The organism is Microbacterium sp. ZXT2-5 (genome assembly GCF_055329545.1).
The window spans coordinates 2127756-2154746 of sequence record NZ_JBUZWD010000001.1 but is presented as its reverse complement, the minus strand read 5'-3'; the positions used below and the strand labels follow the sequence as shown (position 1 = coordinate 2154746).

Here is a 26991-nt window from a genome sequence, read left to right as displayed (position 1 = left end):
TTCTCGTAACGCGGGGGTAACGATCGTCGCCGGGGGCGCAGCGGCGGCGTGCGTCGGAAAGCGCCTACCATAGTCGGACCGAGCGCGCGGGCGGGATCCACGTCCGCGACAGGGAGCAGGACGGGACGACCGAGATGAAGCGAGTGGGCATCCGCGATGTCGCGGAGCGCGCCGGCGTCTCGATCAGCACGGTCTCCAACGCGCTCAACCGGCCGCACATGGTGAGCGAGCGGCTCGTCGCCCGCGTCCGGTCCGCGGCCGATCAGCTGGGGTACGTTCCACTGCAGGCGGCGCAGGCGCTGCGCGCCGGACGCTCCGGCCTGCTCGGCATGACGGTCATCAACATCGCCAATCCCTTCTTCGCCGACATGGTCGCCGGCGCCGAGGACGCGGCATCCGCCGCAGGCCTGCGCGTCCTCGTCGGCAACAGCTCCGACGACATCGCGAAGGAGCGGGACCACCTCGAGCTGTTCGAGCGCGTCCAGGTCGAGGGTGCGCTGGTGAGCCCGTTCGGCCCGCTCGCACCGTGGCTCGACCGGCTGCGCGGGCGCGGCATCCCCGTCGTCCTCGTCGACGCCGTCGACGACGCCGGCGAGCTCCCGTCTGTCTCTTTCGACGATGTCGCCGGCGGTCGGCTCGCCGCGGAGCACCTCCTCGCGACGGGACGACGCCGGCTCGCCTTCGTCGGCGCCCGTCAGGCCGTGCGGCAGGTGCGCGAGCGGCTCGAGGGCGCGCGGCAGGCCGTGGCGGCCTGCCCGGGGGGGACCATCGAGCCGATCTGGACCGAGCGCACGACGTCCGCGCGAGGGCTCGCCTTCGGCGAGCAGCTGGCCGCACGCCCCCCGGCCGAACGGCCCGACGGCCTGGTCGCCTCCAACGACCACCTCGCGATCGGACTGGTGCACGGTCTCATCGCGGGAGGCGTGCGCGTGCCCGAGGACGTCGCCGTCGTCGGCTACGACGACATCGAGTTCGCGGCCATCGCGGCGGTGCCGCTCACGTCGGTGCGCCAGCCGGCGCGCGAGATGGGCCGGACCGCCGCCGAGATGCTGCTCGCGCGGATCTCGGGAACCGCCGGTCTCGACCTCACCGATGTGGTCTACCAGCCGGAGCTGATCGTGCGGGCGTCCACCGCGCGGTAGCGGCACCGCTCAGCTGACGAGCTGCGAACCCCGGGCGGGCTCGTCGCCGTCGCGCCTCTCGATCGCGCGGAGCGAGCGTGCGACGAAGGCCGCGATGCGCCGTGCGCCCCGCTCTTCGTCGTCTCCGGACCCGCGGGGGCGGCATCCGTCTACCATGTCATCATGGCGCAGAAAGCGTTTACCGGGACCATCCGCGTCATCGCGATCGCCCAGCATCCCAAGCCCGGCCGCTCCGTCCTGCGCCTGCTCGCCCGTCGGCCCGGGCGGATGACGCTCGCCATCCTCGCCTTCGCGTGCAAAGAGATCCCACTGTGGTTCCTCCCGGTGGTGACGGCGCGGATCATCGACCTCGTGGCGACGGGCGGCGACGTGTCGACGGTGCTCATCTGGTTCGTCGTGGCGGGGGTGCTGCTGATCCAGAACTACCCGATGCACATCGCGTACACGCGCAACTTCATGACCGTCGTGCGCGACACCGGGGCCGACCTGCGCAACGCCCTCGCCGCGCGACTGCAGAGCCTCTCGATCGGCTACCACACGCGCGTGAGCTCCTCGATCGTGCAGACCAAGGTCGTGCGCGACGTCGAGAACGTCGAGCTCATGCTGCAGCAGGTCACCCACCCGCTGCTGTCGGCGACCATGGTGCTGATCGGCGCGGTCGCCATGACCGCGATCGCGGTGCCGCAGTTCCTGCCCGTCTACGCACTCGCGGTCCCCATCGCGCTCGGCCTGCGGTGGGCCCTCAGCCGCCGTTCCCGCGCCCGCAACGAGGTGTTCCGGCGCGAGGTCGAGGGCTTCGCCGCCCGCGTCGGAGAGATGGCATCCCTCATCCCGGTGACGCGGGCGCACGGGCTCGAGCGCACCGCCGTCTCGCGCGTCCAGGCGGGCGCGGACGGGGTGCGCCGCGCGGGGCTGCACCTCGACATGCTCAACGGCCACGTGGCCTCGATCTCGTGGGTCGCGATGCAGCTGCTCGGACTCGGATGCCTCGTCGCCGCCGCCATCTTCGCCCTCACCGGGATCCTCCCCATCACGCCCGGCGAGGTCGTGCTGCTGTCGACCTACTTCACGCTGCTGACCCAGGGCCTCACGTCGCTGCTGATGCTGATCCCCGTCGGCGCGCGCGGCATGGAGTCCATGCGCTCGATCTCGGAGGTGCTCCAGGAGCCGGACCTCGAGCAGAACGAGGGCAAGCGCCCGGTCGCGACGGTGGACGGGCACCTCGAGCTGAAGCACGTCTCGCACCGCTACGACGGCGCCGACCGGGATGCCGTCCACGACGTGTCGCTCGACATCCGGCCCGGGGAGACGGTGGCCTTCGTCGGCTCGTCCGGCTCGGGCAAGTCCACGATGCTCAACCTCGTCCTCGGTTTCGTGCGCCCGACCTCCGGGCGCCTCCTGCTGGACGGCGACGACATGCAGGACCTCGACCTGCGCACCGTCCGGCGCGCGGTGTCGGTGGTGCCGCAGGAGTCGGTGCTCTTCGAGGGCAGCATCCGCGAGAACATCGCCTACGGCCTCGACGACGTGTCGGACGAGCGGCTGCGCGCGGCGCTGCGCGACGCCAACGCCGCCGAGTTCGTCGACGCGCTGCCCGACGGCTGGGACACCGTCGTGGGCGAGCGCGGCGCCCGCCTCTCGGGAGGACAGCGGCAGCGGCTCGCCATCGCCAGGGCGCTCGTGCGCGATCCGCGGATCCTGCTCCTCGACGAGGCGACGTCGGCGCTCGACCCCGAGTCCGAGGAACTCGTCAAGGAGGCGCTCAACCGTCTCATGCGGGGGCGCACGACGCTCGTCGTCGCGCACCGCCTGTCGACGATCCGCCAGGCCGACCGCATCGTCGTGCTCGAGCACGGCGAGGTGGTCGAGATCGGCAGCCACGACGACCTCGTCGCCGCCGGGGGCCGCTACGCTCACCTGCACGCGACCCAGGCCGGCCTCCAGCGCTGAGCGGGCGCGGCGTGTCCCCCTCCGGCGGGTGCGATCCGGAATTCGGAGATCGGGCGCCTTTCCGGAGCGACGCGCCGGCGGCGGTCCGGAAAACGTGCGGAAGTCCGGATTCCGGATCGGCGCAAGGGCGGCGGCGCAGGAATGGGATAGCGCTTTCCGTCCCGAACGCCTACCCTGGAGGGGACGGGATGCCGGCGGCTGCGGCATCCGCTCGATCCCGAGGAGCCACCGTGACCGACACCCTTCGCTGCGCCATCGTGGGCACCGGAGCCATCGCGCACTCGCACATCCGAGCGATCGCGGCCTACCCGAACGCCGAGCTCGTCGCCGTCACCGACCTCTCGCGGGCGTCGGCCGAGGCGTTCGCGCAGCAGTACGGCGGGCCCGCGGTCTACGACGACCTCGACGAGCTCCTCGCGGACGCGAAGCCCGACGTCGTCCACATCTGCACGCCCCCGGTCGCGCACACGTCGCAGGCGATCGCCGCCTTCGCCGCCGGCGCGCACGTCGTCGTGGAGAAGCCCCCGGCGCCGTCGCTGGACGAGCTGGAACAGATGACGGATGCCGCCTCCGCCGCCGGTCGCGAGCTCGCGGTCGTCTTCCAGCAGCGCACCGGCACAGCCGCCGCTCACGTGAAGCGGCTCCTCGACTCCGGCGCGCTCGGGCGTCCGCTGCTCGCCCAGTGCCAGACCCTCTGGTACCGGGACGCCGCCTACTTCGCGGTGCCGTGGCGCGGGAAGTGGGAGACCGAGGGCGGCGGCACGACCCTGGGGCACGGCATCCACCAGCTCGATCTGCTGTCGTACCTGCTCGGGGACTGGGAGCGGGTCGAGGGCCGCATGTGGCGGCTGGACCGCGAGACGCAGACCGAGGACGTCTCGACGGCGACCGTCGTCTTCCAGGGCGGCGTCGTCGCGCAGGTCGTCTCGAGCACGCTCTCGCCCCGCGAGGTCAGCTCGATCCGCATCGACACCGAGAAGGCCACGATCACCGTCGATCACCTGTACGGCCACGGCCACGAGAACTGGCGGATCACGCCGGCGGCCCACATCGACCCCGCCGAGGCTGCGGCGTGGGAGCTCACCGGACCCGAGGAGCGCAGCGACCACGAGTTCCTGCTGCGCGACGTGTTCGACGCGCTGCGGTCCGGCGCACCGCTGCCCTCGACGGCCGACGCGCCCGCGAGGACGTTCGAGCTGGTGGCGGCGATGTACGCGTCGGCGGACGCCGACGGCGCAGTCATCACTCCGGCGGACCTCGCGGCCCACCCGACGCACCGCCGCAGCTTCGCGAGCACCGTGATCGACCTGCGCCCGGAGCGATGACGACCACGGCCCCGTCGATCGACCCCGGAGCGCCCGCGCCCCGCGAGCTGTACCGGGATCCGGTGTACGACGGCGCCACCGACCCGACCGTCGTCCGCGACGGCGACGGCCAGTGGTGGCTGTTCTACACGCAGCGGCGCGCGACGCATCATGACCCCGGACCCGGGGTGGCGTGGGTGCACGGCAGCCGGATCGGCGTCGCCCACAGCGACGACGGCCTTCGCTGGCGCTACGCCGGCACGCTCGAGCCGAGCGAAGACGCGCTTGCCCTCCGGGCCGGCACGCCTCCGCTCGTGGTCTCCGAGACGCACTGGGCACCCGAGGTTGTGCACGACGGCACGCGGTGGCGCATGTACCTGACCCGGATCGACGGCATCCCGACGCGGTGGGAGGGCGAGCGCCACATCGTCGAATACGTCTCGGACGACCTGCGCACGTGGACCGGGCGCGGCGTCGTGCCCCTCGCGAGCGACCGGGTCATCGACGCCGCCGTCGCCCGCTGCCCGGACGGACGGTGGCGGCTCTGGTGCAAGGACGAGGCCGCCGACTCGACGACGGCCGTCGCGGTCTCGGACGACCTCGAGACGTGGCATCCCGCCGGCACCGCGATCGGCGGGCGCCCGCACGAAGGCCCGTACGTCTTCGAGCTCGGCGACTGGTGGTGGATGCTCACCGACGAGTGGCGCGGCATGGCGGTCTACCGCAGCGACGACGCCGTGTCGTGGACGCGACAGGGTGGGGCGGATGCCGTCATCCTCGGCGAGAGCGGCGCTCCGGCCGACGGCGTGCAGATCGGGCGCCACGGGTCTGTCGTGGTCACGGACGGTGAGGCGCGACTGTACTTCTTCACCCACCCGTGGTGGGACGGCAGCGAGCTCGCCGACGCCGACGAGCGCACGCATCGCCGCAGCGCGATCCACGTCGCCCGCCTCCGCGTGGTGGACGGCGAGCTGATCGCCGAGCGCTGACGGGAGCCGGGCCGGCATACCCGCCGCCGTCCGCAACCCGGACTGTGACCGGGCACAGTTCCGGTGCGCGGAGAACGGCACGCCGTTACTGAATCGTTTAAATTTCTCGCGTTCATGTCTTGCGAAACGTTTTTGGCTCGGGTACCGTAGCGGGCAAGCGCTTTCCAGCACCGCATTTTCCGCACCGAGGGACGCGCCACACCGCACACCAGACGACGAACGTCTCGCGGCGAACACGAACGCAGACGTTCAAGAGAGGACAAGGATGTTCAGCAAGAAGCGGGCATTCGCCGTCACCGCGATCGCGGCCGGCGCAGCCCTGGTGCTCGCCGGCTGCGCCGGCGGCAGCGAGGACAGCCCCGAAGCCGACCCCACCTTCGACCCGAACGAAGAGGTCACGCTCGACCTCGCCTTCTGGGGCAACGACGTTCGCGCCGGGCTCTACAACGAGGCGATCGAGGCGTTCAACGAGGAGTACCCGAACATCACGGTGAACTCGACGTTCCTGGGCTTCCCGGAGTTCTGGGAGAAGCGTCAGACCGAGGCTGCGGGCGGCAACCTGCCCGACGTCATGCAGTTCGACTACTCGTACCTGCGCCAGTACTCCGAGAACGGGCTGCTGCTCGACCTCGAGCCGTACCTCGGCAACATCATCGAGACCGATCCGATCCCCCAGAACATCCTCGACATCGGCGTCGTGAACGACACGACCTACGGCATCGCCACCTCCACCAACGCGTGGGGCCTGTTCACCAACCCGGTCCTGCTCGAGCAGGCCGGCGTCGACCAGTTCGAGGGCGGCACGTGGGAGGACTACACCGAGTGGATGGGTGAGGTCACCGACGCTTCGGGCGGTGCGTTCTGGGGTGGCAGCGACTTCACCGGCCGCATCCAGAACTTCGAGGTGCAGCTGCGCGCAGAGGGCGAGAACCTCTTCAACGAGGACGGCACGCCCGGCTTCGACGAGGAGCGCCTCGCCGAGTTCTGGGAGTCCGGACAGGACATCCGCGACGGCATCGGCATCCCGCAGCAGCGCGTGGCGGAGGTCGCCCCGAAGGGCGCCTTCGACAGCGCGCTGACGGCGAGCGAGCTCACGTGGGACAACTTCGGCGCCGGCTACCTCGCGGGCCTCGGCGAGTCCTACACCGAGCTCGGCCTCATCGCTCCCCCGGTCACGGAGGAGGGCGCCAAGGACCTGTACCTCAAGCCCTCGATGCTCCACACGATCTCGGCCAACACCGAGCACCCGGAGGCTGCGGCGACGCTCGTGAACTTCCTGGTCAACTCGCCGCAGTCGGGTGAGATCTTCGGCACCAACCGCGGCCTGCCGGCCTCGGAGACCGCGCTGGAGGCTGCCGAGCTCGACCCGCTGAGCCAGCAGGTCAAGGACTACGAGGCCTCGATCGCCGACCGCCTCGGCGACGCCCCGCCGGTGCCGATCGTCGGCTACGGCACCCTCGAGGAGAAGTTCCGCCAGCTCGGGGAGGAGCTGAACTACGGCACGATCACGGTCGATGACGCGGTCTCGCAGTTCTTCGCCGAGATGGACGTCGTCCTCAACCAGTGACAGCTTCCGGGTCCGGGCGTACGATGCGCCCGGGCCCGGAACACCACCCGAATCCGTATCGGAGAGTCCACGTGAGCACCACAGCGACCAGAGTCATCGTGACCGGTGAGAAGCCTTCGCGCCGGTCCCTGTTCCGCCGGAGCAGGCCCGAGCATGTCAACCGTCCGGGCATGCGACAGCGTGCCGTGAAGGAGACGGTCGCCGGCTACGGCTTCCTGGTCCCGTGGCTGGTGGGCTTCTTCGGCCTCACGCTCATCCCGATGGCGTACTCGCTGTACCTGTCGTTCACGGCGTACAACATCTTCTCCCCGCCGCGCTGGATCGGCTTGGACAACTACGTCCGGATGTTCACGTCCGACCCGGCGTTCGTGCAGTCCGCGCAGATCACCCTCATCTACGTGCTCGTGGGCACCCCGATCACCCTGGCCGCGGCGCTGGGCGTGGCGATGCTCCTCAACTACCGCGACAGGGGCGCCGGCTTCTTCCGCTCGGCGTTCTACGCCCCCTCGCTGATCGGCGGATCGGTCTCGGTCGCCATCGTGTGGCGGGCGATGTTCGCCTCCGACGGCCCGGTCGACAACGGCCTGTCGGCCATCGGCATCGACCTGGGCGGCTGGATCGGCAATCCCGCGCTCGTGCTGCCCGCGATGATCCTCCTCGCGGTGTGGCAGTTCGGCGCGACCATGGTGATCTTCCTCGCCGGTCTCAAGCAGATCCCCAAGGAGCTGTACGAGGCGGCCGAGATGGACGGCGCCGGCGCCTGGCACCGGTTCCGCGCGGTCACCCTGCCGATGCTGTCGCCGGTCATCTTCTTCAACCTGCTGCTCGGCCTGATCGGCGCGTTCCAGGTCTTCGCGTCGGCCTACATCATCTCCAACGGCACCGGCGGCCCCGCCGGCATGACGAACTTCATCACGCTGTACCTGTACAAGCGCGGCTTCTCCGACGGCCAGATGGGCTACGCCGCCGCCATCGCGTGGGTGCTGCTGATCGTCGTCGCCATCATCGCCTTCATCCTCTTCCGCACTCAGCGAAGCTGGGTCCACTACGCCGGAGACAACCGATGACCACGACATCCTCGTTCGGCGAGAACGCGCTCCTGCTCACCGAGAACCAGGTCGACCCCGACCAGAAGTCCAGCTCCGCCCCACGCCGCAAGATCAAGACCAAGACGTGGCAGACGGTGATCTGGTTCGTCGTGCTCCTCGTCGTCACCGCGGTCGTGCTCTACCCGCTGGTGTGGCTGCTGTTCTCCACCTTCAAGCCCAACAGCGAGTTCGGCTCGAACATGGGCCTCATCCCGAACAACCCGACCATCGACAACTACGTCAAGGTGCTCGAGGGCATCGCGGGCGTTCCGATGTGGCGGTTCTACCTGAACTCCCTCATCATCGCCGTCGGCTCGGTCATCGGCGTACTGCTCTCGTCGTCGCTGGCCGCCTACGCGTTCGCCCGCATCCAGTTCAAGGGCCTCGGCATCCTGTTCGCGGCGATGATCGGCACGCTCCTGCTGCCGTTCCACGTCGTGATCATCCCGCAGTACATCATCTTCAACCGGCTCGACATGATCGACACCTTCTGGCCGCTGCTGCTGCCGAAGTTCCTCGCCACCGAGGCGTTCTTCGTGTTCCTGCTGGTGCAGTTCATCCGCCAGATGCCGCGCGACATGGACGAAGCGGCCCGCATCGACGGCGCCGGCCACGTCCGCATCTTCTGGTCGATCATCCTGCCGCTGATCAAGCCCGCCCTGATCACCTGCTCGATCTTCGCGTTCATCTGGTCGTGGAACGACTTCCTCGGACCGCTGCTGTACCTGACCAGCCCCGAGAACTACCCGCTGCCGATCGCACTGCGCCTCTACAACGACCAGACGTCCGTCAGCGACTACGGTGCCACCGTCACCGCCTCGTTCATCGCGCTGATCCCCGTGCTCCTCTTCTTCCTGGTGTTCCAGCGCTTCCTCGTGGACGGCGTCGCCACCCAGGGCCTCAAGGGATAGGGCACCCCTCATGGACCGCCGAGAACTCCGCGCCGCGCGTCGCGCCGATGCGACGGGAAGCGGGCCGACGCTCGAAGAGCGCGAGCCCGCCCGCTTCCCCGGCGCGAAGGGGGCGTTCGCCCTCTTCGGCGAGGTGCTGCTGACGGGCCTGCTCGTCACCGCCGGCGGGCTGCTCGTGATCACGCTGCCGGCCGCCCTGGCCGCCGGCATCCGTCACCTCCGCCGGTACGTGAACGCCGAGCAGTCGCACGTGCGGACGTTCTGGCAGGACTGGCGCGCCGCTCTCCCGGGCGGGGTCGTGGTCGGCGTGATCGGAGCGCTCCTCGCCGTCGTGCTGACGCTCGACATCGATCTCGCGAACTCCGGTGCGCTGCCCGGCGGCCCGGCTGTCGCGGTCGTCGGCTGGGCGGGTCTCGTCGTCGGCGCGACCGCCCTCCTCGTCGCGGCCGGTGCGTGGACGCCCGAGCGGGGCTGGCGCGGCGCCGTCCGCGGCATCCCCTCGGCCGTCACCGGTGACCCCGTCGCCACCGTCTACCTCGCGGCCGCGGCCGTCCTCGTCGCGGTCGTCACGTGGATGCTCGCTCCCCTCCTCATCGCCGGGCTCGGCTGCGCCGCGTTCGCCGTGGTCGCCGTCCCCGCGCGCCGCGGCCGCCGCGGCTGATCCCGACCCCTCCCCCACCGCAACCTTCGAACAAGGAGCTGCTCGACGTGCTCTACGGCGCCGACTACAACCCCGACCAGTGGCCCGAGGAGGTGTGGGACGAGGACGTCCGCCTCATGCAGGAGGCCGGCGTCAACATCGTCAGCCTCGGCATCTTCGCGTGGTCGCGCATCCAGCCCGCCGAGGACGTCTGGGACTTCGAGTGGCTCGACACCGTCATCGACAAGCTCCACGCCGGCGGCATCCAGGTCAACCTCGCCACCGCGACCGCGTCCCCGCCGCCGTGGGTGAGCGCGACCTACCCCGAGACGCTCCCCGCCGACGAGTCGGGCGCCTCGTACTGGCCGGGCAGCCGCCAGCACTTCGCGCCGTCCTCGCCGACGTACCGCCGTCTCGCCGGCGAGCTGGTGCGCCGCCTGGCGGAGCGCTACGTCGATCACCCGGCGGTCGTCATGTGGCACGTCGGCAACGAGTTCGGCTGCCACCTCTGGATGGACTTCTCGGATGCCGCGCGCGACGCGTACCGCGCCTGGCTCGCGAAGCGGTACTCCACGATCGAGGCGCTCAACGAGGCATGGGGCACGAGCTTCTGGTCGCAGCGCTACGGCTCGTTCGACGAGGTGTTCCCGCCCCGGCTGGCGCCGTACAGCCACAACCCGTCGTCGATGCTCGACTGGCGCCGCTTCACGAGCGACATGCTGCTGGAGTGCTACCTCATGGAGCGCGAGATCCTGCTCGCCGCGGGCGCGACGCAGCCGATCACGACGAACTTCATGGGGCCGTTCAAGCCCGCCGACTACCGCAAGTGGGCGCCGCACATGGACGTCATCGCCGACGACTGCTACCCCGATCCGGCGAACCCGCATCGCGTGCGCGACGCCGCATTCCAGCGCGACCTCATCCGTTCGCTGAAGCCGGGCGTGCCGTGGCTGCTGTGGGAGCAGGCGACGGATGCCGTGAACTGGCGTCCCGCCAATCCCGGCAAGCGTCGCGGCGCCCTGGTCGCCGAGTCGGCCCAGTCCATCGCGCGCGGCGCGGACGGCATCATGTTCTTCCAGTGGCGGCAGTCCCGCGCGGGCAGCGAGAAGTTCCACTCGGCGATGCTCCCGCACGCCGGCACCGGGACCCGCACGTGGGACGCGGTCACGGCGCTGGGTGCGCGCCTGGCCGCACTGCCTGAGCTTCCCGCCCCCGGCCGCGACGCCCAGGTGGCGCTCGTCTTCGACTGGGAGAACTGGTGGGCGGTCGAGGAGCGCGACCACCCGACCGAGATCGACTACCTCGCGCTGACCCTCGAGTGGTACGGCGCCTTCCACTCCCGCGGCATCCAGGTCGACATCGTCGGGCCCGAGGAGGTGGACCGCTCCTACGACCTCGTCGTCGCACCGGCGCTCTACCTCCTGCGCGACGAGGGCGCCGCGGCGATCACCCGCTTCGTCGAGGACGGCGGCACCCTGCTCACGGGACCGTTCAGCGACATCGTCGACGCGCACGATCAGTTCCGCGACGGCGGCTTCCTCACCCAGCTCGGCCCGGTGCTCGGCCTGCGCTTCGAGGACTTCGGCGCGCTCGCCGGTGCCGCCGCGAGCGCCAACGGCGTCGGCGCCCTGAACGTCGAGGCGCTCCACGCCGCACGCTCGGCTGCCGCCGGCGGAGCCGTGTCGTTCACGCTCGGCGGCTCGTCGCAGACGGGGCGCCTGGTGGCGGAGGCCGTGCACGCCACGGGCGCCTCCGTGGTCGGAACCTTCGCATCCGGCCTGCAGGCCGGCTCCCCCGCGCTCACCCGTCACCGCCTCGGCGCGGGCGAGGCGTGGTACGTCGCGACGCAGCCCGACCCCGACGGCATCGACGCCGTCGTCGCGACCGTGGTCGAGGCATCCGGTGTCCGCCCCGTCGTCGACGGGCTCCCCGCGGACGTCGAGGCGGCCCGCCGTGGCGACCTCGTCACGCTCATCAACCACGGGGAGACCGCCGTGACGGTCGACGTGGCGGGAACGGATGCCGAGACCGGCGCGGCCGTCCACCGCGTCGTCCTCGATGCGCAGGGTGTCGCCTTCCTCCTCGTGCCCGCCTCGCCCGGCGCGCCGGCGTCCGCCCCCGCCGCAGAACTGTCCGCCGCCCGCTGAGCGGCGGCCCCCCCGACCCTCGCCCAACCGCACCCACTGGAGACATACCCATGCCCGCACCTCGCCTCCTCGCAGCGGCCGCCCTCACGGCGACCGCGGCGCTCGTCCTCGCCGGATGCTCCGGCGACACCTCCGATGACGCGGCGGCGTTCGACCCCGACGAGAAGGTCACCATCGACTTCGCGTTCTGGGGCAACGACGACCGCGCGACCCGCTACAACGACCTGATCGCGGCGTTCAACGAGGAGTACCCGAACATCACGATCAACACCTCGTTCACCGACTTCCCCAGCTTCTGGGAGAAGCGGCAGACCGAGGCCGCCGGCGGCGGACTGCCCGACGTGTTCCAGTTCTCCGACAGCTACCTGCGCCAGTACGCCGAGTCGGGCAACCTGCTCGACCTCGGCGAGGTGGCGGACTACGTCGACACGACCACGTTCGACGAGTCGCTGCTCGGCACCGGCGCCCTCGACGGAACGCAGTACTCGCTGCCGACGGGCTACAGCCTGTGGGCGAACTTCGTCAACGACGACCTCGTCGCGCAGGCGGGCGTCGAGGCGCCCGAGGCCGGCGGCAGCTTCGCCGACTTCGACGAGTGGATGGCCTCGGTCACCGACGCGACCGGCGGCGCCGTGTACGGCGGCACCGACTACACGCAGCGCATCCAGGTCTTCGAACTCGTGCTCCGCGCCGACGGCGGCAACCTCTACACCGAGGACGGCGAGCTCGGCTTCACCGAGGACGAGCTGCGCGACTTCTGGGAGTCGGGCGCCGACATCCGCGACGGCGTCACCGTGCCGCAGCAGACGCTCGAGGAGCTGTCCCCCAAGTCCGGATTCGGCGCGGCCGTGACCGCGAGCGAGATGAGCTGGAGCAACTTCCTCGGCGGGTACCTCGCCGACTCGGGCGCCTCATCGATCTCGATCGTCGCCCCGCCGACCGCGGAGGAGGGCTCGAAGGACCTGTACCGTCAGGCGGGCCTCCAGGTCGCGATCGCGCAGAACACCGAGCACCCCGAAGCCGCCGCGCTGTTCCTCGACTTCGTCGTGAACAGCCCCGAGGCCGGCGAGATCTTCGGCACGACGCTCGGCTTCCCCGCCTCGTCGTCGAAGCTCGAGGGCACGACCCTCGAGGGCGCCGACAAGCAGGTCGCCGACTACATCGAGTCCGCCGCCGACCGCATCGGCGACGCCCCGCCGGTCCCGGTCGTCGGCTACGGCTCGCTGGAGCAGACCTTCTGGGACCTCGGCAAGTCCATCGGCCTGGGCGCCCTCTCGGTCGACGACGCGGTGACCCAGTTCTTCGCAGAGGCCGACGCGATCCTCGGCTGACCGACAGCAGGACGACGGATGCCGCGGCTCATCGAGCCGCGGCATCCGTCTGTTCGTCTGTGGGAGGGCCTGGTCAGGCCAGGCTGACCTCGACGGCGACCCGCTCGGTCGCCGAGCGCTGCGCGGCGTCGGCGAGGATCAGCGCAGCGCGTCCGTCCTCGAAGGTCGGGCTCGACGCGGTCTCGCCGCGGGCGAGGTGGACGAACTCCCCCAGCTCGGCGGCGTAGGCCTCGGCGTAGCGCTGGAGGAAGAAGTCCTCGTACGGTGCCCGGGTCTCCACGCCGACGCCGGTGGAGAGGCTCACGAGGCTCGTCGAGCGGTTCGCGACCTGCAGGGTCCCGTTCCCGCCGAACGCCTCGAGGCGCTGGTCGTAGCCGACGGCGCTGTGCCGCGAGTTGACGATCGTGACGAGCGCCCCCGACGCCGCGCGCAGCGTCACCACCGCCGTGTCGAAGTCGCCGTGCTTGCTCGCGCCGTCGTCGAACGTGCGCGAGCCGACCGCGCTGACCTCGACGATGTCGGGCAGGAAGCTGCGCGCCATGTCGAAGTCGTGGATCGTCATGTCGCGGAAGATGCCACCCGAGACGGCGATGTAGTCCGCCGGCGGCGCGGACGGGTCGCGACTGATGATGGTGAGCTGCTCCAGGGCGCCGATCTCGCCGGCGGCGACCCGCGCGCGGACTTCCGCGAACGCGGGGTCGAAGCGCCGGTTGAAGCCGAGAGCCACGGGGATGCCTGCCGCCGCGACCTTCGGGCGCAGCCTGTCGACGCGCGCGATGTCGAGATCGATCGGCTTCTCGCACAGCACCGGGATGCCGGCATCCACCGCCCTCTCGATGAGGTCGACGTGCGTCGGGGTGGGCGAGGCGATGAGGACGGCGTCCACGTCGCCCGCGGTGAAGACCTCGTCCGTGTCGGCCGTCGCCCGTCCCCCGAAGCGGTCGGCGACGCGACGCGCCCCGTCGACGAACGGGTCGGCGACCCAGGCGAGGGCGGTGTCCGGGTTGGCGGCGATGTTCTCGGCGTGCACCTGGCCGATGCGGCCGGTGCCGATGAGACCGAAGCGGAGAGGGGCGTGGGGCACGGCGGTTTCCTTGTCTGTGTCGGAGGAGAGGCGGCAGCGTGGGTCAGACCCAGCGCGTGAGCGCAGCGCGGTTCACCCGCTGGTCGTCGCCGCGCGCGGCACGGAAGGTGTCGATCGCGACATCGGGGGCGTTCAGCACGTCCTGTTCGACGACCACCCAGCCGTCGAAGCCGCGTTCGTCCATGGCATCCATCACACGCGCGAGATCGAGGTCCCCGCGGCCGAACGCGGTGAACGCCCCCGACGACCAGACCTCGGCCATGCCGCCGCCGGCCGCCAGCACCCGGCGCAGCTCGGCACGGTCGACGTCCTTCAGATGCAGGTGGTTGATGCGATCGCCCCAGCGCGAGACGGCCTCCGCCGGGTCGCCGTCGGCGATGAGCAGATGACCGGTGTCGAGGGTGAGGTCGACGCCGACATTCGCGAGGAACCGGTCGATCTCATCGGGCGACTCCACGAAGGTGCCGGCGTGGTGATGGAAGGTCGGCTCGAAGCCGGCGGCGCGCACGAGCGCCGCCGCGCGCTCGGTGTTCGCGAAGAGGCGATCCCAGGCCTCGGGAGCGAGCGGGTCCGCGGCCGCTCCGCGGCCGGGGTGGGCGCGGCGCGCCACGGAGCCGTCGTCGGCGAGCGTCGGCAGCGGCAGCCTCCCTGGGCCCGCCTGCGCCGCGTCGGAGAAGACGCGAAGCGCGTCGGTCAGAACGGGGAGGGATGCCTCGAAGGCCTCGTCGTCCGAGAACGGCAGCTGCACCCATCCGCCCGCCAGCTCCAGCTCGAAGCGGGCGAGCCGCGCGCGAAGCTCCGCGCCGCGGCCGAGGTACCCCACGGGGCCCAGGTCGACGCCGCGGTACCCGGCGTCGGCCAGCACCTCGAGCAGGTCGTCGGCGGACACGGTGGCCGCGCCGTCCGGCGTCATCTCGAAGACGCCGAAGCTCACCGGGGCGCCGGCGACCTCCGCCTTCATCGGGTCTCCTCGAACGTGCGCATGGGTTCTCCTCGGTCAGAGATCGGTGTGGACCAGGCGGGCGGCCGCGTCGACGGCGGCGGCCACATCGCCGTCCGGCGGGTAGAGCAGGGCCCGGCCGGCGGTGAGCCCGCGGACGCCGGGAAGCGCGAGAGCATCCTCCCACGATGAGAAGGTCTCGTCCGGATCGCTGCCCGAGTCGCCCCCGAGCAGCAGCGTCGGCAGGGTGGTCGCCTCCATCACCCGTTCCATGTCGGGCACGACGGGCAGCTTCATCCATGTGTAGGCGCTGCTGACCCCGAGGCCGGCGGCGATCGCGAGGGACAGCACGACGGCGTCCGCGGTGAGGTCGTTGCCGATGCGACCGTCGACCCAGCGGCTCATGAAGGGCTCGAGCATGATCGGCATCCGGGCCTCCGCCGCGGCGCTCACCGCGTGGGCGGCGGACTCGAGCGTCGACGCGGTGGCCGGGTCGGCGAGGTTCACGCGCAGCAGCACCTTGGCGAAGTCGACGCCCGAGCGCACCATCGCGGGCACGTCGTACCCCGTGAAGCGGTCGTCCATCTCGAAGGCCGACCCGCGCAGCCCGCCGCGGTTCATCGAGCCGACCACGACCTTGTCGTCGAGCAGGCCCAGGACGGCGAGATCGTCGATGATGTCGGGCGTGCCCAGCACACCGTCCACACCCGGGTGGCTGAGGGCCACAGCGAGCCGCTGGAGCAGCAGATACCGGCTCGCCATCGCGTGGTCGCGGTCGCCCACCGACAGCGCCCCGCGTGCGGGGTGGTCGGCCGCGACGATGAAGAGACGCCCGTCCCCGCGCACGATGTCGCGGCGGCGGCGCGTCGCGAGCGCCTCCTGGACGGCGTGCGGCCGTTCGGCGCGCAGCGCGCGGAGGGTGTCGAACTCGAGCGCGTCCACGGTCACCGCACTCATCGGACGGCTCGCTCGGCGCGGAGGCTGAACACGAGGCGTGCGGGTGATCGTCCGGTGAGATACAGGCGCGAGCCGTCAGCGGCGTCGGTCGCGCCGAGGAATGCGTAGTCCTCGCCCGGGTGGTACGTGCCTGGGCCGGCCGAGCGGTACGCGTCCCCCGCCTCGACGGCGATCGCGTCCTCGCCGACCCGGTAGACGCAGGCGCCGTGCGTGAGCAGGTGGCTCCCGTTCTCCTGCGGCGTCGCGCCCTCGCCCTCGAACCGCCCGCCCTCACGGAAGGCGAGCTCGAGCGCCCAGGGACTGTCGGGTCCGTCGACGGAGAGGGTGAGGATCGCGCCGTCATCCGTCGGCTGCACGTCGACCGAGGTCCGCAGCGCCACCTCGTCACGGGCGCGCTGCGCGAACGCCATCGAGCCGTAGAACCTGCCGTCGTCGGTCAGCTCGTACTCGCCGGACGGCGAGCGGAGGTCGGCGGGCATGGGCTGGTAGTAGTGCGCCGCGACGGTCTCCGTCAGCCGGGGGCTCAGTCCGCCGTCGTCGCGAACGGTCGCGAGACCGTCGGCGCGGAACGGACCGAGTCCGAAGAAGTCGCGCGAGAGGCGCACGGAGTCCAGGACCGCTTCGCCGGCGAACAGGCGGAGGAACGTGGGGTTCGTCGACAGACCCGAGCGAACCCGCCGGAAGCGAGGGTAGTCCGACCCGCCGAACACCACGAGGCGGCGCTGCGCGTTGTCGTCGATCACGAGGCGGGACTGCGCCCAAATGCCCTGCGCGGATGGCGCGGTCGCCTCGGGCAGCTCGCCGCCGAGGGCGGGCTCGAGCAGGAGCTCGGCCAGCGTCGACGGCGCGTGGACGACGCCGTCGCGCAGCGCGCGCTCCGCGGCCCACGCGAAGTCACCGCGTCCCAGCTGGACGGCGTACCGCCGGTAGGCGACCAGATAGGGTCCGAGCGGGAACCGGGTGAGCTGGTCCTGACGACGCGAGTGCACGGTCTCGACCGTGTCGTCCGGATGGATGAGCCCGAGCGTGCTCTCGAGGTTGTGCACGACGGCAGCGTGCGCATCCTTCCGGCCGAACACCTCGGCGATGGCCGTGAGCGACGGGTTGGACACCCACGCGGCATAGTTCGCGCTCCGCTCGGAGTAGACGCCGTCGGCCGTGATGTCGACGCCCTCAGCGAGCCATTCCTCTGCACGGCGGCGCAGCGCCTCCGAGGGACGGCGGCGGTGCAGCCGCGCCAGGGCCGCCGAGATCTCCCACCGGTGGTTGGGCGTGTGGACGCCGCCGGCGATGAGCGCCGGTTCGACGGCGTCGGCGACGGCGTCCAGCTCGGCGGCGAGCGCGGCCAGGCGGCCGTCTCCCGCTGCGGCGTCGACGGTGCGGATGACCTGCAGGGTGTCGCAGAGGTCGTTGACCGTGAAGGACGAGTCCGGAGGGGAGTCGACGTTGTCGCCGCCGATGAACAGGCCGCCGGGTCCCTGGAGCCCCCGCAGTGCGCGGACGTTCGCCTCGGCGCCGGCGAGCAGCGCCGGGTCGCCCCGATCGTCCGACTCGGGCCACAGATAGGCGCAGACCAGGAGCTTGGCGCGCTCCATCAGCCGGCGGTGCCTGTCCGCGGGGTTCGCGCCCTCGGCGAGCGCCCGCCGCACGTCTTCGGCGACGGCGTTCCGGAGCGCGCCGAGGAACGGGGTTCTGTCGGGCATCTCAGTCCTTCAGACCGGAGTTCACATCGGCGTTCATGATCTGCCGCTGGAAGATGGCGAAGAGGACCACCATCGGGACCAGCGAGATCACCGAGGCCGACAGGAGCACCGACCAGTCGATGTTGTCGGCGCCGACGATGGATCGCAGCGCGACCTGGAGCGTGTAGCGGTCCGGGTCCCTCAGCACGATCAGCGGCCAGATGTAGTCGTTCCACCGCCACTGGAACGAGAAGATCGCGAGCACCACGGCGATCGGCTTCGCGAGGGGGAGCATGATGCGCCAGAACGCGCCGAACTCCGACACACCGTCGATGCGGGCGGCCTCGAGCAGCTCGTCGGGGATCGTCTTGAAGTACTGACGGAACATGAAGATGCCCGTCGCGGTGATGATCGACGGCACGATGATGCCGGCGAGCGTGTTGTACAGGCCCAGGTCGCGCACCACGGCGAACGAGCTCGGCATGATGACCTCGGTCGGCAGCATGGTGGTCGCGAGGACGCAGATGAAGAAGAACTTCAGCCACCAGGCCTTGTACTTCGCGAACGCGTAGCCGGTCATGGCGCTCACCAGCACGGTCAGCACCGTGGTGACGACCGCCACGATCGAGGTGTTGAGGAAGTACTGCGCGAAGTTGAACCGGTTCCACGCGGTGGTGTAGCCGCTGATCGTCCAGTCTTCGGGGAACAGCCGGAGCGGGAGGCTGAAGAGCTCCGAGCCGGGCTTGAACGAGCTGAGGATGAACCAGGCGACGGGGATGATGAAGCCCAGCGCGAGCAGCCACAGCAGCAGCGTGCTCGGCAGCGAGCGGAGCCCGCGGCGGCGCGGTCGCGCCTCTTGTCGGAGAGTCATGCGAGGTCGTTCCTCTTGTCGAAGCGCATCTGGATGACCGCGATGACGATGAGGATCACCATGAGGACCATCGATGCGGCACTGGCGTAGCCCACATCGGCACGCTCGAAGCCGGTGCGGTAGATGTACTGGACCATGAACATGTTCGAGGTGCCCGGTCCACCGCCGTTGAGCGCCTGGACCATCGCGAACTCCTTCATCGACCCGATGGTCGTCAGGAGGATCACCATGAACGAGGTCGGGCGCAGCAGCGGCAGGGTGATGCGGTAGAAGCGCTGCCAGCTGTTGGCGCCGTCCAGCTGCGCGGCCTCCAGGTACGACTGCGGGACGTTGCGGATCGCGGCGATGAACAGCAGCATGTTGAACGCCGTGCCGCCCCACGTGCTCACGATGAGGATGAGCACGAGCGCGAGCGTCGGGTCGGTCTCCCATCGCAGGCCCTGGCCGCCGAGCGTCTCGATCAGATAGTTCACGAGACCGAAGTTCTCGCCGAAGAGCCACTTCCAGATGACACCGGCGACGATCGGCGAGATGAGCCACGGCAGGAAGAAGATGATGCGGGCCGTCGACTTGCCCTTGGCCATGCTGTTGGTCAGGAGGACCGCGATCCCGAGCGCCGCGACGTAGTGCAGCGGGACCGACAGCAGGGTGTACAGGAAGGTGCGGCCGAGCACGCTGTAGAACACCGGGTCCTGGGCGAGGTCGACGTAGTTCTCGACGCCGATGAACTCGGGGGTGCCGACACCGGTGTAGTCGGTGAGCGAGTACCAGAGCCCGAGCGCTCCCGGCCACAGGAAGAACAGGGCGAACAGCACCACCGAGACGGCGATGAAGGTGAGCGGCGCCAGGACGAATGTCGTCGAGCTGCGCCGCCGCGGGCGGCGGACGCGCTGCGTCCGCCGCCCCACGGTGATGAGCGCAGAGGTTTCGGCGCTGCGCCCATCGACGGTCTTGGTGGTGGACACGGTCACTCCAGAGCGCCCAGCTGGTCGGTGAACAGGGCGTTGATGTTCTCGATCGTGGTGTCGACGTCCTGCTCGCCGTTGAGGTACTTGACGGTCTCGTCGCGCACCGGGTCGCCGTCGGTCGTCACGCCCTGCGCGCCGTACTGCAGCTCCATCGCCTTGATCTCGCCCACGATGTCGGGAGAGGCCGCGATGTCCTGGTTGTAGATGTCGAAGGCGTCCGCGTGCGCCGCGTACTCGATGTCCAGGCCGCCGATGGCGGGGATGAACGACGACGTCTCCGACAGCTCGGTGTAGTTCTCGGGCTCGTACAGCCACTCGATGAAGTCGTGCGCGGCCTCCTGCTGGGGCCCCTCGAAGACGACGATCGATGCGGCGTTGCCGAAGTTGGTCGCGCGCTCCTCCTCCTGCGGCATGTAGACCGACGCCCACTCGAAGTCGGCGATGTTCACGGCGAAGTCCGCGATCTGCCACGAGCCGGAGAGGTACGACACGACGTCGCCGCTCTTGAACAGCGCGTTCGGGTCGGCATCCGACAGCCACACCGAGCGCGGCATGAAGGAGTCGTCGTTCAGCGAGCCGAAGAACTCCAGCGCGTCCTTAGTGTTGTCGTTCGTGCTGAAGACACCCTCGTCATCGGCCTGGAAGTAGTCCGAGCCGAATTCGTAGAAGAGGGCCTTGAGGCGGTGCGAGGACTTGTCCATCACCATGCCGTACGTGGTGCCGGTCGCGGCCTGGACCTCCTTGACCGCAGCGACGTACTCGTCCCACGTCCAGATGTCGTCCTCGCTGGTGGGGTAGGCGACGCCGGCCTCGTCGAACAGCGTCTTGTTGATGAACATGCCGACCGCGGTGATGTCGGAGGGGAGCGAGATGACGTTGCCGTCGTCGTCCTTGTCGGAGAGGTCCGTGCGGATCTCGCTGCCTTCGGTGATGTCCGACAGATCGGTCGTCGCGTTGCGCCAGACCGGGTCGACGGCGCCGACGCGGGCGATCGCCGGGAGGTCGTTGGCCTGCGCGGCGTTGCGGAGCTTGGTGGCGAGGTCGTCGTTCGCGATGTCGACGATCTCGACCTCGACGCCGGTCTCCTCCTCGTACTTCTCGGCCATGTGGGCGTAGCCGCCACCCTGGTTGGCGTCGCCAGAGAGGAAGAACTGGATCGGCTCGTCGGTCTGGGCGGCTTCGCCGTTCGAGCCGCAGCCGGTGAGCGCGACAGCGGTGACCGCGGCGGCGGCGAGGGCGAGAGTCACCCGCAGGCGGGGCTTTGCTGAATGCTTCATTGGATTTCCCTTTCGCCCTGGATGTCCAGGGGCCAACGTCCTTGTCGATGCGGCGCGGGATTTCGCGCCTCTGGTGCGGAGCCGGAGCCGGAGCCCGGTGCGGATCGCTGATACGATGTTAGGACATTAGAGCAAAGTTCGTCTACCGGCAAGCGCCTTCCCTCGATTTCCCCGCGAATGGGTAAGCGCCTTCCGTGTAGGGTCGGTGCTTTGACGCTCTTCACTCACCGACGAGGAACCCATGGAGATCGCCACCACCAGCCCCGGCTCCGGCACCACCGCCCCGCGCGCTCGTCTGCGCTCCGATGCGCCCAGCCAGTCGCTCGACGGGCGCTGGAGATTCCGCGTCTCGCCCTCCCTCCGGGCCGCGCCCGAGGACTGGCGCGTCGCAGACGTCGACGGCTGGGGAGTCGTCGATGTCCCCGGCCACTGGAACCTGCAGGGCTACGGGTCGCCGGCCTACTCCAACGTGCAGATGCCCTTCCCGGTGGACCCGCCGCACCCGCCCGACGTCAATCCGATCGGCGACTACCGGCTCGACTTCGCGGCGTCGGACGAGGTCATCGCACATCGCCGCCGCATCCTCCGGTTCGACGGCATCGAGTCGGCCGCCGAGGTGTGGTTGAACGACGTGCTCCTCGGGACGACCCGTGGAAGCAGGCTCACGCACGAGTTCGACGTGTCGGACGTCCTCGTCCCCGGGACGAACCGGCTCGCGGTCCGCGTCGCGCAGTTCAGCGACGCCACCTACCTCGAGAACCAGGACATGTGGTGGCTGCCGGGGATCTTCCGGAGCGTGACGATCCTCGCCCGGCCCGACGGCGGGGTCGACGACGTGTTCGTGCGTGCGGACTACGACGCCGACACCGGAGCGGGCACCCTCGACGTCTCGGTCCGCGTCAACGGCGAGGCCGCGGCCCGCATCGTGATCCCCGAGCTCGGCATCGACGCGCCCGCAGCGGACACACTGCGGATCGCCGGGGTCGAGCCGTGGACCGCCGAGCAGCCGCGGCTCTACGACGCCGAGGTCCGCACCCAGGCGGAGGTCGTCGCCCTTCGCATCGGGTTCCGACGGGTGGAGGTGCGGGACACGCAGCTCCTCGTCAACGGTGCGCCGATCATGCTGCGCGGCGTGAACCGCCACGAGCACCGCCCGCGGCACGGTCGCGTCTACGACGCCGACGTGGCCCGTGACGAGCTGCTCCTGATGAAGCGCCACAACATCAACGCGGTCCGTACCTCCCACTACCCCCCGCATCCGGACGTCCTCGACCTCTTCGACGAGCTCGGGTTCTGGGTGATCGACGAGTGCGACCTCGAGACCCACGGCTTCGAGCACGTCGACTGGCGCCGCAACCCGAGCGCCGACCCCGCGTGGCGCGACGCGTTCCTGGACCGCATCCGCCGGACGGTGCATCGCGACAAGAACCATCCGAGCGTCATCATGTGGTCGCTGGGCAACGAGTCGCACGTCGGTGCGAATCTCGAGGAGATGGCGCGATGGGCGAAGACCGCCGATCCCACCCGGCTCATCCACTATGAGGGCGATCGCGCGAGCCGCTACGTCGACGTCTACTCGCGCATGTACGCCACGCACGACGAGGTGCGCGCGATCGGCGAGGAGGCGCTGGTGCCGGCACCCTTCGACGCCACGCCGGCCGAGGTGCGCCGCCGCACCCTGCCGTTCCTCCAGTGCGAGTTCGCGCACGCGATGGGGACCGGCCCCGGCGGCCTCCAGGAGTACTGGGACCTCTTCGAGACCTTCCCGCGCCACGCGGGCGGCTTCGTGTGGGAGTGGCTCGAGCACGGCATCGCGGTCGACGGCCCGGACGGCACGAGCCGGACCCTCTACGGCGGCGACTTCGGAGAGGACGTGCACGACGGCAACTTCGTCATCGACGGACTCGTCGACGCGGACCGCAATCCCCGGCCCGGGCTGCTGCACTATGCGGCCGTCATCGCCCCCATCGTCGTGGGGATCGACGGCGCGCGCACGCGCGTGCGCCTCGAGAACCGGTACGACTTCCGAGACCTCGCCGACGTCGCGCTGCGCTGGAGGCGCACCGTCGACGGCGAGGTCGTGGCATCCGGAACCCTTCCCACACCCGCCTGCGGACCGCGTTCCGCCGCGATGGTGGACCTGCCCGACGAGTGCCGGACGGATGCCGCGGCCCGCGTGGCCGACGCGCTCACGGTCGAGGCGGTCTCGGCCGCACCATCGGCCTGGGCGGAGGCCGGCCACGTGATCGCGAGCGGCCAGGACGTCCGCGACGGACGACCCGTCGCACCCGCCCCCGCCGCGGTCGCCGCGACCGCCGACGTCGTCGGCGCCGCGCGGTTCGACCGCACGGGCGGAGGCCTGCAGAGCCTGGGCGGTCTGGCGATCGCGGGACCGACGGTGGGCGTCTGGCGTGCTCCGACGGACAACGACCGCGACATCGGCGACGACGAGCTCGACCTGCCCTCCTACGCCGAGCGCTGGCGCGCGGCCGGCATGGACCGCACCGTGACCCGGCTGGTGGACGCCCTGACCGAGGGCGGCGCCGTCACGGTGCGCACCCGCACCGGGACGCCCATCCTCGACAGCGCCGTCGACGCCCGCCTGCGGTGGACCGCCCTCGAGGGCGGCGCCGTGCGGCTCGACGCCGAGCTCGAGCCCCACGGCACCTGGATCACGGAGTGGGCGAGGATCGGGCTGGACTTCGTCCTCGCCTCGGCGCCCGTCGGGGTGGACCTGGCGGGATACGGCCCGATGCCCAGCTACCCCGACCTGCGCGCGGCCGCGCGGTTCGGCTGGTGGCACCTCGACGCCGACGAGCTCACCGTGGACCATGTCCGTCCGCAGGAGAGCGGCTCGAGGATCGGCGTGCGCAAGGCCGCGATCGCGACCGAGGCCGGTACCCTGCACGTATCCTCGCTCGACGCCCCCTTCGCGCTCACCGTGTCGCGTCACAGCCGGCGGTCCCTCGCCCGCGCCGCCCACAACTGGGAGCTGACTCCGGACGGGCAGACGCACGTGACGATCGACCTCGCCCAGTCGGGCGTCGGCACCGCCACCTGCGGGCCGGGGGTGCTCCCCCGGTACCGCCTCCCCGCGAGGCCGGCCGCCATCTCGCTGATCCTCCGGCACGAGCCGGCATCCCACTGAACCGTCGCCGGCGACGCACGTCCGCATCGCCGGCGCTTCGACCTCCAAGGAGCACCCCGTGACCGACGCGCAGGACGCGACCGCCCGCCTCGACCCGCACCACGAGATCGCCGACATCGACCGGCGGCTGTTCGGCGGATTCGTCGAGCACCTCGGGCGCCACATCTACGACGGCATCTTCGAGCCGGGGCATCCGTCCGCCGACGAGGAGGGCTTCCGCACCGACGTCGTCGAGCTGGTGAAGGAGCTCGGCGTCTCGACCATCCGCTATCCCGGCGGCAACTTCGTCTCGGCGTACCGCTGGGAGGACGGCATCGGGCCGAAGGCCGAGCGCCCGCGACGGCTCGACCTCGCGTGGCACTCGACGGAGACGAACGAGGTCGGCCTCCACGAGTTCCAGGCGTGGCTCGACCGCGTCGGGAGCGACCTCATGCTCGCGGTCAATCTCGGCACGCGCGGCACGCAGGAGGCGCTCGACCTGCTCGAGTACGCCAACGCCGACGCGCAGACGGCGTGGACCGACCGGCGCGCGGCGAACGGCCGCGAGACGCCCTTCGGCGTGAGCATGTGGTGCCTGGGCAACGAGATGGACGGCCCGTGGCAGGTCGGCCACAAGAACGCCGACGACTACGGCAAGCTCGCCTCGCAGACCGCGAAGGCGATGCGCATGCTCGACCCCGACATCGAGCTCGTCGTGTGCGGCTCGTCGGGCCGGGGCATGCCGACGTTCGGGTCGTGGGAGCGCACCGTCCTCGAGCACACCTTCGACGACGTCGAGTACATCTCGTGCCACTCGTACTACCAGGAGCAGGACGGAAACGCGCAGGAGTTCCTGGCCTCCGGCGTCGACATGGCGCGCTTCATCGAGGCCGTCGCCGCCATCGCCGACTCCGTGGCCGCGGAGAAGAAGAGCGACAAGCGCATCATGATCTCCTTCGACGAGTGGAACGTCTGGTACCTGCACAAGGAGGACGGCACCGAGTCGGGCCACGAGTTCAAGGGCGGGGCGTGGCCCGTGGCTCCGCGTCTGCTCGAGGACCAGTACCACGCGCTCGACGCCGTCGTCTTCGGCGACCTGCTGATCACGCTGCTGCAGCACGCCGACCGGGTGCGCTCGGCTTCGCTCGCGCAGCTGGTCAACGTGATCGCGCCGATCATGACCGAGCCCGGCGGACCCGCGTGGCGTCAGACCACGTTCTTCCCGTTCTCGATCACCTCGCGCCTGGCACGCGGCAACGCGGTGCGCGTGCCGGTCGCGTCGAGAACCTTCGCCAGCGAGAGGTTCGGCGACGTCCCGGCGCTGAACGCGGTGGCGACCATCGACGACGAGGGCGTGTCGCTGTTCGCGGTGAACCGTTCGACGACGGATGCCGCGACCCTCCGCGTCGACCTCGCCGCCCTGGTGCGCGAGCTCGGCCGCGAGGTCTCGGTCGTGGAGTCGCACCTCCTGCACGAGGACGACCTGTACGCCGCCAACACGCTGGAGGCGCCCGAGCGGGTGGGCGTGCGCGAGGCGGAGGCATCCGTCGACGGCGAACAGCTGTCGGTGACGCTCCCCGCCGTCTCGTGGACGGCGATCCGGCTCGCATGACGCTGCGGAAGACGCCCACCCCGCCGATGGGGTGGAACAGCTGGGACAGCTACGGCACCACCGTCACCGAGGAGGAGGTGCTCGCCAACGCCGCCTTCATGGCCGAGCACCTCCTCCCCCACGGATGGGACACGGTGGTGGTCGACATCGACTGGGCCGATCCGACCGCCCGGTCGCACGGGTACAACGACGCCGCTCCGCTGGTGATCGACGGGTTCGGCCGCGTGCAGCCCGACCCGGTGCGGTTCCCGTCGTCGGCCGGAGGCCGCGGGTTCGCCCCGCTGGCCGCCCGCGTGCATGAGCTCGGCCTGAAGTTCGGCATCCACATCATGCGCGGCATCCCGCGCCTGGCCGTCGAGCGCGACCTGCCCGTGCAGGGCGCCGAGGCCACGGCGGCGGCCATCGCCGACTCGACCAACGTCTGCGAGTGGAACCCCCACTACCTCGGCCTGGACCACTCGAAGCCCGGCGCCGCGGCGTACTACCACTCGATCGCGGACCAGTACGCGCTGTGGGGCGTCGACTTCATCAAGGCCGACGACCTTCTGTGGCCCTACCAGGCCGCCGAGATCGAAGCCCTCTCGACGGCGATCGAGACCGCGCCGCGCGCCATCGCGCTGTCGCTCTCGCCCGGACGGGACCTGTCAGCGGCCCACCTCGAGCACCTGCGGCAGCACGCCACGATGTGGCGGATCTGCGACGACCTGTGGGACCGGTGGGACGACGTCGAGGCGAACTTCGCGCGGCTGGCACGCTGGGCGCCGCTGGCAGGACCGGAGGGCTGGCCCGACGCCGACATGCTGCCCCTCGGCCGCATCGGCATCCGCGCCGAGCGCGGCGAACCCCGCGAGGGCGCGCTCACCCTGGCCGAGCGCAGGTCGCTGGTCACCCTGTGGGTCATGGCGCGATCCCCGCTCATGATCGGCGGAGACCTCCCCACGAGCGCCCCCGAGACCATCGCCCTCTTCACGAACGACGACGTGCTCGAGGTGCTGCGCGAGTCCACCGGCAACCGCGAGCTGCTGCGCGAGCGAGACCTCGTGGTGTGGGCGGCCGAGCGCGGCGAGACACGCTGGGTCGCCGTCTTCAACACCGCCGACCAACCCCGCGAGGTGCCGTTCGACACGCGGTCGCTCGGCCTCGGCCCCGCCCCCGCAGGCGTCGTGGACGTGTGGGACGCGGCATCCGTCGCCGTGGAGGCCGTCCACGAGCAGTCGCATGCGGCGCGCGGTGTGGCTCCGGGCAGCTCCGTCGTCCGGCTGACGCTCGAGCCGCACGGGTGCGTGCTGCTGCGGGCCTGACCGGCCCGCGCGGGGCGGCGTGGAGCGGCACAGCGTCGGACTTCTTGGGCGACACGCCGGGAGGAGGCATCCGTTCTCCGGAGTGTCGCTCGAAACCTCCGAT

General features: G+C 70.7%; 20 protein-coding genes. 13 read left to right on the top strand and 7 right to left on the bottom strand.

All coding sequences use genetic code 11. The features are described 5' to 3' along the window. Positions 1 to 134: 134 nt before the first annotated feature. The 10 genes from ACZBH1_RS09370 (at position 135) to ACZBH1_RS09325 (ending at position 13069) form a co-directional block, all read left to right on the top strand. The gene (locus ACZBH1_RS09370) at positions 135 to 1142 is read left to right on the top strand and encodes a LacI family DNA-binding transcriptional regulator (RefSeq protein WP_463646222.1); all 1008 of its coding nucleotides are present in this window, start codon (positions 135 to 137) and stop codon (positions 1140 to 1142) included. Positions 1143 to 1304: 162 nt separating this feature from the next. Beyond that, complete coding sequence (locus ACZBH1_RS09365; protein WP_378885041.1) at positions 1305 to 3092, top strand: ABC transporter ATP-binding protein; 1788 nt, start codon at positions 1305 to 1307, stop codon at positions 3090 to 3092. A 230-nt stretch (positions 3093 to 3322) separates the two neighbouring features. Continuing rightward, complete coding sequence (locus ACZBH1_RS09360) at positions 3323 to 4417, top strand: Gfo/Idh/MocA family protein (protein ID WP_452323441.1); 1095 nt, start codon at positions 3323 to 3325, stop codon at positions 4415 to 4417. Then, positions 4414 to 5385, top strand: coding sequence for a family 43 glycosylhydrolase (locus ACZBH1_RS09355; protein ID WP_463646221.1), 972 nt, complete (start codon positions 4414 to 4416; stop codon positions 5383 to 5385). Before ACZBH1_RS09360 ends, ACZBH1_RS09355 begins: the two co-directional genes overlap by 4 nt. 265 nt (positions 5386 to 5650) lie before the next feature. Continuing rightward, positions 5651 to 6952, top strand: a complete 1302-nt coding sequence (locus ACZBH1_RS09350) for an ABC transporter substrate-binding protein (RefSeq protein ID WP_378885032.1) — start codon at positions 5651 to 5653, stop codon at positions 6950 to 6952. Positions 6953 to 7122: 170 nt separating this feature from the next. Next, positions 7123 to 8019, top strand: a complete 897-nt coding sequence (locus ACZBH1_RS09345) for a carbohydrate ABC transporter permease (protein ID WP_336394559.1) — start codon at positions 7123 to 7125, stop codon at positions 8017 to 8019. Next, positions 8016 to 8951 carry a carbohydrate ABC transporter permease gene (locus tag ACZBH1_RS09340; protein ID WP_378885029.1) on the top strand — a complete coding sequence of 312 codons (936 nt, stop codon included), beginning with the start codon at positions 8016 to 8018 and terminating at the stop codon, positions 8949 to 8951. Before ACZBH1_RS09345 ends, ACZBH1_RS09340 begins: the two co-directional genes overlap by 4 nt. A 10-nt stretch (positions 8952 to 8961) precedes the next feature. After that, positions 8962 to 9612: a DUF624 domain-containing protein gene (locus ACZBH1_RS09335; RefSeq protein ID WP_378885026.1), complete on the top strand. Its 651-nt coding sequence runs from the start codon at positions 8962 to 8964 to the stop codon at positions 9610 to 9612. Between the two features lie 47 nt (positions 9613 to 9659). Beyond that, positions 9660 to 11738, top strand: coding sequence for a beta-galactosidase (locus ACZBH1_RS09330; RefSeq protein WP_463646220.1), 2079 nt, complete (start codon positions 9660 to 9662; stop codon positions 11736 to 11738). Between the two features lie 50 nt (positions 11739 to 11788). Next, complete coding sequence (locus tag ACZBH1_RS09325) at positions 11789 to 13069, top strand: ABC transporter substrate-binding protein (RefSeq protein WP_463646219.1); 1281 nt, start codon at positions 11789 to 11791, stop codon at positions 13067 to 13069. Between the two features lie 73 nt (positions 13070 to 13142). Here ACZBH1_RS09325 and iolG read toward each other — a convergent pair whose 3' ends face one another. Genes iolG through ACZBH1_RS09290 form a run of 7 tightly spaced genes read right to left on the bottom strand, consistent with a single transcriptional unit; the run spans position 13143 to position 20848 of the window. Then, positions 13143 to 14153, bottom strand: a complete 1011-nt coding sequence (gene iolG, locus ACZBH1_RS09320; RefSeq protein ID WP_463646218.1) for an inositol 2-dehydrogenase — start codon at positions 14151 to 14153, stop codon at positions 13143 to 13145. A 43-nt stretch (positions 14154 to 14196) separates the two neighbouring features. Continuing rightward, positions 14197 to 15114: a sugar phosphate isomerase/epimerase family protein gene (locus ACZBH1_RS09315; protein WP_463646217.1), complete on the bottom strand. Its 918-nt coding sequence runs from the start codon at positions 15112 to 15114 to the stop codon at positions 14197 to 14199. Positions 15115 to 15150: 36 nt separating this feature from the next. Continuing rightward, on the bottom strand, positions 15151 to 16050 hold the full coding sequence (locus ACZBH1_RS09310) for a Cgl0159 family (beta/alpha)8-fold protein (RefSeq protein WP_336394552.1): 900 nt from the start codon (positions 16048 to 16050) through the stop codon (positions 15151 to 15153). Continuing rightward, on the bottom strand, positions 16047 to 17753 hold the full coding sequence (locus ACZBH1_RS09305) for a hypothetical protein (RefSeq protein ID WP_463646216.1): 1707 nt from the start codon (positions 17751 to 17753) through the stop codon (positions 16047 to 16049). Before ACZBH1_RS09305 ends, ACZBH1_RS09310 begins: the two co-directional genes overlap by 4 nt. Position 17754: 1 nt before the next feature. After that, complete coding sequence (locus ACZBH1_RS09300; protein WP_336394550.1) at positions 17755 to 18603, bottom strand: carbohydrate ABC transporter permease; 849 nt, start codon at positions 18601 to 18603, stop codon at positions 17755 to 17757. Beyond that, complete coding sequence (locus ACZBH1_RS09295) at positions 18600 to 19568, bottom strand: carbohydrate ABC transporter permease (protein WP_336394549.1); 969 nt, start codon at positions 19566 to 19568, stop codon at positions 18600 to 18602. The genes ACZBH1_RS09300 and ACZBH1_RS09295 overlap by 4 nt, the downstream gene beginning before the upstream one ends. 2 nt (positions 19569 to 19570) lie before the next feature. Beyond that, positions 19571 to 20848 (bottom strand): ABC transporter substrate-binding protein, encoded by a 1278-nt coding sequence (locus tag ACZBH1_RS09290; protein WP_336394548.1) that lies wholly within the window; start codon positions 20846 to 20848, stop codon positions 19571 to 19573. Between the two features lie 241 nt (positions 20849 to 21089). On the opposite strand from ACZBH1_RS09290, the gene ACZBH1_RS09285 reads away from it, so the two are divergent. From ACZBH1_RS09285 to ACZBH1_RS09275, 3 genes are read left to right on the top strand one after another with little or no spacing between them, the layout of a single operon-like run. Continuing rightward, the gene (locus ACZBH1_RS09285) at positions 21090 to 23996 is read left to right on the top strand and encodes a glycoside hydrolase family 2 TIM barrel-domain containing protein (protein ID WP_463646215.1); all 2907 of its coding nucleotides are present in this window, start codon (positions 21090 to 21092) and stop codon (positions 23994 to 23996) included. A gap of 58 nt (positions 23997 to 24054) precedes the next feature. After that, positions 24055 to 25587, top strand: a complete 1533-nt coding sequence (gene arfA, locus ACZBH1_RS09280; protein WP_463646214.1) for an arabinosylfuranosidase ArfA — start codon at positions 24055 to 24057, stop codon at positions 25585 to 25587. Beyond that, entirely contained in the window at positions 25584 to 26888 is a 1305-nt protein-coding gene (locus ACZBH1_RS09275; protein WP_463646213.1) for an alpha-galactosidase, read from the top strand. The genes arfA and ACZBH1_RS09275 overlap by 4 nt, the downstream gene beginning before the upstream one ends. Positions 26889 to 26991: the final 103 nt, after the last annotated feature.